Origin of the sequence: Rhodococcus sp. ACT016, assembly GCF_050477185.1 — a bacterium.
GTDB lineage: Bacteria > Actinomycetota > Actinomycetes > Mycobacteriales > Mycobacteriaceae > Prescottella.
The window spans coordinates 2,631,322-2,639,255 of the sequence record NZ_JBEAET010000001.1 but is presented as its reverse complement, the minus strand read 5'-3'; the positions used below and the strand labels follow the sequence as shown (position 1 = coordinate 2,639,255).

The 7,934-nt window shown below is 68.4% G+C and carries 5 protein-coding genes; 4 read left to right on the top strand and 1 reads right to left on the bottom strand.

The window, feature by feature from the left end; all coding sequences use genetic code 11:
* The first annotated feature begins 222 nt into the window (after positions 1-222).
* The gene (locus ACQ5DX_RS12230) at positions 223-888 is read left to right on the top strand and encodes a DUF6875 domain-containing protein (protein ID WP_430332879.1); all 666 of its coding nucleotides are present in this window, start codon (positions 223-225) and stop codon (positions 886-888) included.
* A 56-nt stretch (positions 889-944) separates the two neighbouring features.
* Here the strand turns inward: ACQ5DX_RS12230 and ACQ5DX_RS12225 are convergent, their stop codons facing one another.
* Positions 945-1,871 carry a LysR family transcriptional regulator gene (locus ACQ5DX_RS12225; RefSeq protein WP_430332878.1) on the bottom strand — a complete coding sequence of 309 codons (927 nt, stop codon included), beginning with the start codon at positions 1,869-1,871 and terminating at the stop codon, positions 945-947.
* 82 nt (positions 1,872-1,953) lie between these two features.
* Between ACQ5DX_RS12225 and ACQ5DX_RS12220 the strand changes: the two genes are divergently transcribed.
* The 3 genes from ACQ5DX_RS12220 to ACQ5DX_RS12210 all read left to right on the top strand — a co-directional run bounded on the left by ACQ5DX_RS12220 (position 1,954) and on the right by ACQ5DX_RS12210 (position 7,931).
* Positions 1,954-2,832 carry an EamA family transporter gene (locus ACQ5DX_RS12220; RefSeq protein WP_430332877.1) on the top strand — a complete coding sequence of 293 codons (879 nt, stop codon included), beginning with the start codon at positions 1,954-1,956 and terminating at the stop codon, positions 2,830-2,832.
* Between the two features lie 156 nt (positions 2,833-2,988).
* Positions 2,989-4,434: an MFS transporter gene (locus tag ACQ5DX_RS12215; RefSeq protein WP_430332876.1), complete on the top strand. Its 1,446-nt coding sequence runs from the start codon at positions 2,989-2,991 to the stop codon at positions 4,432-4,434.
* Positions 4,435-4,511: 77 nt separating this feature from the next.
* Positions 4,512-7,931, top strand: a complete 3,420-nt coding sequence (locus tag ACQ5DX_RS12210; protein WP_430332875.1) for a BTAD domain-containing putative transcriptional regulator — start codon at positions 4,512-4,514, stop codon at positions 7,929-7,931.
* Positions 7,932-7,934: the final 3 nt, after the last annotated feature.

Genomic DNA, 7,934 nt, shown 5'->3' with positions numbered 1-7,934 from the left:
AGCGATTCACCGAGAGGGTTCCTCAGGACTTCAGCTATTCGTGGCACCCGCCGAAGCAGTGTCTGTAGTCGGTCTTTCGCCTGGTCGCCAGGTGTGGACGCACCGCAGTCGAGCCGGAGAACATGCTTTTGCGTGTGGCGCGGAGCGCCATCGGTCCTTTCCTCTCGCCGGTACCTTCCCGCGTCGGGCGGTGGTGCGATGCGAGACCGGGCAGGAGGAGAAATGACCGCGATTCGACTCGAGAAGCTGTTCGGCGCGGGCACGGACGCGGGCGCGGTCGTGGGTGTCGAGCATCGGTGCTCCGAGGTGCTACGTAGGTGGGTTTGCGACTACCTGATTCGACCGCATCCAGATCTCGGGAGATCGGGTCCGGTCTGCCCGTTCACCCATCCGTCGATCTCGCGAGGACTGTTCTGGGTCGGATTCATCGATGGCGGCGACGTCGATCTTCAGCAGATGACGGCGGCGGTGGACGAGGTGTTCAGTGTCTTTCCCGAGTTGCCACCGGTTGACGGCGACGATGCGCTCCTGAAGGCCGTGCTCCTCGTATTCCCCGACGTCTCGGACTACTCGCTGATCGAGGAGGCGCAACGCGAAGGCAAGACCAAGTTCGTCCGGGAAGGACTCATGCTCGGCCAGTTCTATCCGGGATGCACCACGCCCGGGCTGCGGAACGAGGCGTTCCCTGCGCTGGACGCACCGCTTCCTATTCTGGCGGTGCGCAACATGGTCGGCTCCGACTTTCCATTTCTGGCGCATCGGAGCGAGTGGGTCGACGCCTATCTGAAGAAGTTTGCGCACGACGTCCCGGGCCCGATCCGGAGCAGCATCACAGAGTTGGTGGTGGGGGAGTTCACCGCGGACACGAGTCCGGACCGGCAGACATGACGGTTCGGTGTGACAGTGGCTCGATGGTCGTTGGTGGAATTGGGGCGCAACTGATTTCAGCTACCGGTAGAGCTTCGACCTTCGGCGTCCCGAGACGACGATGGCCATCGTGCCGGATCCTCGGTGCTCAGCTCGTCGAGTACGAGCCGCAGCGGCGGCCATTGTTCGCGACCGCGGCGAATTACGGCGTAGGTTCGCATGATCACCTCCAGATCGTCGATTCTCCCGACCCGCACCTGTGAATGCTGAGGGATGCGCTCCAGGGGCAGTAGACCGATGCCGTGGCCCGCGGCAATGAGATCGTCGATGAGCTCGAGGCTGTCGATGTGGTGGGTGATCCGAGGGGTGAAGCCGGCCATGGAGGCAAGGATGCGCAGCACCTCTTCGTCTGCAGTGTTGCGTGAGTTGACGATCCAGTTGTGGTCTGCGTAGGAGGGCAGCGGACCGGGGCGCTGGGCCGCGTGCGTGCCGAGGCCCCATTCCATCCTCCAGAGCGGGGTTGCGGTGAAGTCGTTGCGAAGTGCCGCTGGAGCGAGGTTGTAGTCGTAGGTGAGCGCGATGTCGACGTCGTCGCGGGCAAGCAGTTCGAGAGCCTCGAGCGGCTCGTGTTCGGCAATCATGACCGTCACCGCAGATTCGGCTGCCCCGAGGCGCTCAATGGTCGGCAACAGCGAGCGCCGAATGGCGGACGCGAAGCCGGCTACGCGCACCGTTCCCGCTGGGGCCGCATCCACATCGAGATCCAGTACCGCGGCATCGACGGCCGCCAAGATAGTCACGGCGTGCTCGGCGAGTCGGCGACCCGCCGGCGTCAGGCGCACCCGGCGACCGTCGGGCTCTGTCAGTGGTGTGCCGATCCTTCGTGTCAACGCCGCAATGTGTTGGGAGACGGAAGATGTGGTCATTCCGAGTTCGTGGGCGACCTCGCGCATCGAACCCCACCGGGACAGTTCGAGAAGGATGCGGAGTCGGTGTAGATCCATGCCGTCATTGTTCAGGATCATTAAACGATTAGTCCACCATCTTCGCGTGGATTCCGACGGATGAGTTCGCTTCACTGACGTGATGACAACGATCGAGGTCCGAAGCGCAGCGCGGGCCGGGGCCGGGATGGCAGTCTCTGCGATGCTGTGCGTGCAACTGGGTCTCGCGGCCTCGGTCGCGCTCATCGACCAGGTGGGCGCAACCGGTGCCGCGTGGCTACGGCTCGCGTGGGCCGGCCTCCTGCTCCTCGCGATCGTTCGACCACGTCCAGCGCAGTTCACGCGCCGCGCCTTTCGTTCCGCGGCGGCGTTGGGCGTGGTCACCGCCGGCATGACGATGCTGTTCATGGCCGCGGCGTCACGGATCCCTCTCGGTACGGCGAGTGCATTGGAGTTTCTCGGTCCCCTGGGAATCGCGGTGACCCGAACCCGCGGAGCCGGCAGGCTGTGGGCGCTGGTCGGCGGCGGTGGCGTCGTGCTGCTGACACAGCCGTGGAGCGGCGAGGTCGATCCGACGGGCGCAGGGTTCGCGTTGGGTGCTGCCGTGTGTTGGGCGGCGTACGTGTTGCTTACGCAAAGGGTCGGTGACGAGGTGGACGGCCTTGCCGGCCTGTCGATCTCGATACCGGTCGCCGGGGCTGTCACGACGATGGTCGCGGCACCAGACATCATCGAACGCCTGACACCGCAGTTGGTTCTCCTCGGCCTCGGTCTTGCGGTGCTGCTCCCGGTGGTGCCCTACGCGCTGGAATTGCTTGCGCTGCGCCGCCTCGACGCGGGGACGTTCGGCACGCTGATGAGCGTCGAACCGGCGATTGCGGCCCTCATCGGACTCGTAGCGCTCCGGCAGATCCCGAATCCCGTGGCCGTCCTCGGCATCGGCTTCGTCGTGGCCGCAGGGATCGGCGCGCAACGTGGCGGCGCGAGAACGCCTGCGGTGCGTTCGCCCGGATCGGAGTAGCGGCCGGCGACGGAGGCATGCACATGTCCAGGGCAGCTCGAGGGTCCGGCGGGGCGCCTCCAAGGATTTCGCCCGGTGACAGCCAAGCGGGCGGGACCACGGTGGTGACGGCGCGAGAACCCTCGCGTCGCCACCACGACACAGCGAGGACGACAGATGCCGGTCGAGACACTTCCGAGAGGCGTCGCCACGCGACGCGCAACCCTGATCGTGGTCTGTGTGACCACGGCGATGTTGATGCTCGACATCGCCGTGGTCAACACCGCCCTGCCCTCCATCGCGGTCGATCTCGACACCGGCGTGAGCGGGCTGCAGTGGGTCGTCGACGCCTACACGCTGGCGTTGGCGACCGTGGTCCTCAGTGCCGGATCGTTGGCCGACCGGCGTGGGCGTCGCTACGTGTTCGAGGTCGGCATCGTGCTCTTCACCGCGGCCTCACTGATCTGCACGGTGGCGCCGAACATCTGGGTGCTCGACGTCGCACGCGCCGTGCAGGGGGTCGGCGCCGCGGTCTTGTTCGCGTGCTCGCTCGCGCTCCTCGCCGACGTGTTCGAGAAGGGGCCCGCGCGCGCGACGGCGCTGGCCGCGTACGGCGCCACGATCGGCGGGGCGTTCGCGATCGGTCCGCTGGTCGGCGGGCTGCTGACCGAATTGGTGCATTGGCGGGCCATCTTCCTGATCAACGTCCCGATCGGACTCCTCACTCTCGCCGTCACCGTCAGGTGGGTGCCGGAGTCGCGGGACCCGAACCCGCGCGGTGCCGACCTGATCGGACAGCTCCTCGTCTGCGTCGGGCTGGGGGCGGTCGTCTTCGGGCTGTTGCGCGGCAACGAGGTCGGATGGACCTCGCCGGCGACGATTGTCGCCCTCGTCGTCGGTGCCGTCGCGCTGATCGGATTCGTCGGATACGAACTGCGGGCGCCTGAACCGATGCTGCCGCCGCAATTGCTGACGAACCGGGCGTTCGCGGGCGCGCAGGTCGCGGCCTTCGCGATCTCGGCGTCGTTGTTCGCGGTGTTCGTCTACACCACGATTTACCTGCAGAACGTTCTGCACCTGTCGCCTGTCGAGGCGGGATTGGTGTATCTGCCGGCGACGGTCGCCATGTTCGTCGTCGCGGGCGCCACCGCGAAACTCGACGGCCGAATCTCGGTGTCGGTCACGCTTTCCGCTTCGCTGGTATCGGTGGCCGTAGGCCTGGTGATGATGACCGTGGTCGATGTGTCCAGCTCGAAGTACGCGATCCTGCCCGGGCTCGTCGTCGCACTGGTGGGCGCCGGCCTGTTCAACCCGGTCATGAGCGGGCTCGTGCTCGGCGAGAGCACTGCCGATCACGTCGGATTGGCCGCCGGTATCAACGACGCGTTCCGCCAGACCGGGATCGCGGTGGGTGTGGCCGGTCTCGGGGTCCTGCTGCCCGCGCAGTCGATGCTGCCGGGGGGATCGCCGGAGGAGTTCGTCTCCGGTCTGCACGCCGCGCTGATGGTCGCTGCGCTCGTCGCGGCGATGGGAGCGCTGGTCTGCGCGGCAACACTGCCCGCGCGCCGTTCCGCGCGTCGCGGCGCCGACGGTGCCGGCGAGGTCGTGTCAGCACTTCGATGAGCGTTTTCTCGTACACCGCCGCCTCTCGGTCCCTACACTCGGGCAGTCCGGAGTCGGCGGGTACGAGGAGTCCACGCATGATCTATCGGCTGCTCGGACCCCTCCAGGTGGCCCGCTCCGACTCCGGTGGCGAGCTCCTCGATCTGGGGCCGCGCAAACAACGCGCGGTCCTCGCGGTCCTGCTCCTCGGTCGGGGGCGGGTGGTGTCCACCGCCCGCCTCGTCGAGGCTCTCTGGGGCGACGACGCGCCTGCGAGTGCCATCGCGAGCATCCAGGCCTACATCTCGAACCTGCGCCGGGTGCTCCGCGTCGAGACCGGAGCCACCTCGTCGATCGTGCGCCAACCACCGGGGTACGTGCTCGACGTCTCGACCGACGAGGTCGATCTGGTGACCTTCCTCGACGACGCCGAGGATGCGCGGCGTCTCGCGGAGGACGGGGCGTGGGAACCGGCGCTGAAGACGGCCGACCGAGCGCTCACGGCGATCCGGGGGCCGTTGCTCGAGGATCTGGCCGACGAGCCGTGGGTTCAGATGGAGGCCACCGGGTTCGACGAGGTACGGATCGAATGCCGGGAGACCCGGATCACCGCCCAGCTCGCTCTCGGGAGGGTCCCACCCGCCCTCGTCGAGGCCGCTCAATTGTGCAGCGAGTTCCCCTATCGAGACCGCACCTGCCGGCTCCGGATGCTCGCCCTGCACCGGGCGGGCAGATCGTCGGAGGCATTGGACTGGTACCGCTCGCACGCCGAGCGGCTCGACAGCGAGTTGGGCCTCGAGCCCGGCACCGAACTGCGCGCACTTCAGAGCGCGATACTTCGCCACGACCCGGATCTCGAGGCCTGGCCCCGCACACCGGGATGGACCGGGGCGGAGCAGGTTCCGCCCCCGGTGTCGCCGTCCTCGAACAGTGACGCGTCCGAGTCGGAGGAAACCGCCGCAGAGGCGGACTCGGGACGCGTGTTCGTCGGGCGCCGCAGCGAAAGGCTGCTGATCGAGCACACACTCGACGACGTCGTTGCCGGGGAGAGCAGGTGGCTGGCGCTCACCGGACCGGCCGGGATCGGCAAGACACGGGTGGCCGAGGAGTGCGCTGACCGGACGGCGGCGGCGGGCGGGTCCGCGGTCTGGGCCCGCTGCCCCGAGGACGACGGCGCGCCGCCCTGGTGGCCGATCCGCCGGATGGTGCGGGAGCTCGGCGGCGACGCGGACGCGGTGCTGGTGGCCCCGACCGACGTCGATCCGGACGAGGCGCGGTTCGCCCTGTACGAGCGGGTGCTGAAGGTGATCGAGATGGCGGTCGCGGGCAAGCCCGCACTGACGATCGTCATCGACGACATCCAGTGGGCGGATCCGACGTCACTGGGCTGCCTGACCTATCTGGTGGGGGCTCTCCGGCACCGCCCGGTGTGGTTCGTGCTGACGATGCGCGACACCGGCATCGGCACGGCCGTCGGCAAGCTCGTCGACGCCGTGCTGCGCGGGGATGGCAACCGGCACATCGCGTTGCCGGCACTGGACCCGGACGAGGTCGAGGAGCTCGCCTGCCACGTCGCGGGGGAGCGGCTCAGCCCGGCCGAGGTGCGGGTCCTGACCGAACGGACCGGCGGCAACCCGTTGTTCGTCTCGGAATACGCGCGGCTGCCGCGCGAGGAGCGACTCGGCGACGGGATTCCGACGGCCGTTCGGTCAGTGCTGGGCAGGCGCCTCGACTCCGTGGAACCTGATGTATTGCAGGTACTTCGAGCCGCGGCGGTGCTCGGTGACGCCGTCGAGGTCGACCTGCTGGCCGCGGCGTCCCGTCTCGACCTGGACACGCTTGCCGACTACCTCGACGAGGCGGCCGACGAACGCATCATCGTGACGGCGCCCGGAGCTCGAGGGTACGTTTTCGCCCACGGACTGCTGCGGCACGAGGTGCTTGCGGCCATGCCGACGTTGCGGCGTCAGCGAATTCACGCACGTGTCGCCGAGATCCTGCTGGATTCGTCGGATGCCGACCGTGCCAGCCGACGCGCCCAGCACCTGTGCGCCGCGCTGCCGCTGGTGGATCCGCGCGATGTACTCGACGCGTGCACCGTCGCGGCGCGGGAGGCCACGGACCGATGGAGTTCGGAGACGGCTGCGCACTGGTGGGAGATCGCCGTGCAGATCTTCGATCAACTACCGGCGGCGGAAAAGTCGCCGGATGACCGTGACGACCTGCTGGTGGCCCGCGTGGAAGCGCTCGCCCGAGCCGGTCGCGGGCAGACCGTGCTCGACGTCGTGGGAGCCGGTCTGCTCGACGCGGTCCGCGAAGGCCGCACCGCGGGCGCGGGCCGACTGGCGGCCGCCCTGCTGCGCGCGGCCGGTGCGTGGCCGTGGGTGTCGTACGGCCGGGATCCCGGACCGCTGCTCGAACGCCTCGAGGCGCTGGAACCGTTCGTCGCGTCCGATCCCGTCGCGCACGCCCGGGTCCTCGCCGCGCTCGCGGTCGGCAGCTGTTACCACCCCGATTCGACGGTGCCCGACGGCATGAGTCGCCGTGCGCTCGAACTGGCTCGCGCCCAGGGTGACCCGGATGTGCTCGCGGACGCGCTGCTGGGGCGCATACTTCTGTTCTCCGGAGTGGCCCGCCACGGTCACGAATCGCTCGAGCTGTCGACCGAACTTCTGGAACTGCCGCACCAGCAGTCGCGGGTCGACGACGTCATCGTGCATACGGTCGCGAGCATGACGCAGATGAATCTCGCGAACACCGAGGCCGCCGCCGCCCACGTGCGGCAGGGCATCGTCGGGTGCGACCTCCTGCGACTTCCCGTGGTCCGAGTCCAGCTCAGGTGGATGGAGGGCACGCTCGCGGAGTGGCGTGGCGACCTCGAACAGGCTGCGCGGCAGTACGATACGGCCTCGCAGATTCACCTGCAGACCGAGCTGTACACCGCGGGCAGCTCCGACCTCGCGCAGAACACCTTGAAGTGGGAGCAGGGTCGGCTGGCCGACACGACGCCCGGCTTCGTCGAGCCGTGGGCGTGGACCATCGCGATCGCGGCGGCCCGGGACGACCGGCAGGCCGCGGTCGACGGACTCGCGCGCTGGGCGGACGATCCGGGTCCGGACGTGTGGACCACACTCGGACACCAGACACTGCTCGCCCATGTCGTCGCCGATCTGTCGCTGTTCGAGTACGCCGAACTGTTCCTCGGACATCTGGCACCCTTCGTGGACCGCATAGCGATCGTCGGGCAGGTGGGGGTCGTGGGCGCGGTGGCCGAGGCATCGGCGCGCTTGCACGCGATGCTGGGGCACACCGATCAGGCGTCGGCGATGCTGGAGCAGGCCGAGCAGATCGCGTACCGCACATCAGGCGTGCCGACACTGCTGCGGTGCAGGCTGCTTCGTGCGCAACTCGTTCCCGATACGCCGGGACGCACCGACGAACTGTCTGCCGTCGCCGACGAAGCACAGCGCCGCGGGATGCGCGGGCTGGCGGCGCAGGCGCGGTCGCTGCTCGACTGATCA

Coding starts and splice junctions, on each gene's coding strand:
- ACQ5DX_RS12225 (WP_430332878.1), bottom strand. CDS start 1,871: ATGGATCTACACCGACTCCGCATCCTTCTCGAACTGTCCCGGTGGGGT.
- ACQ5DX_RS12230 (WP_430332879.1), top strand. CDS start 223: ATGACCGCGATTCGACTCGAGAAGCTGTTCGGCGCGGGCACGGACGCG.
- ACQ5DX_RS12210 (WP_430332875.1), top strand. CDS start 4,512: ATGATCTATCGGCTGCTCGGACCCCTCCAGGTGGCCCGCTCCGACTCC.
- ACQ5DX_RS12215 (WP_430332876.1), top strand. CDS start 2,989: ATGCCGGTCGAGACACTTCCGAGAGGCGTCGCCACGCGACGCGCAACC.
- ACQ5DX_RS12220 (WP_430332877.1), top strand. CDS start 1,954: ATGACAACGATCGAGGTCCGAAGCGCAGCGCGGGCCGGGGCCGGGATG.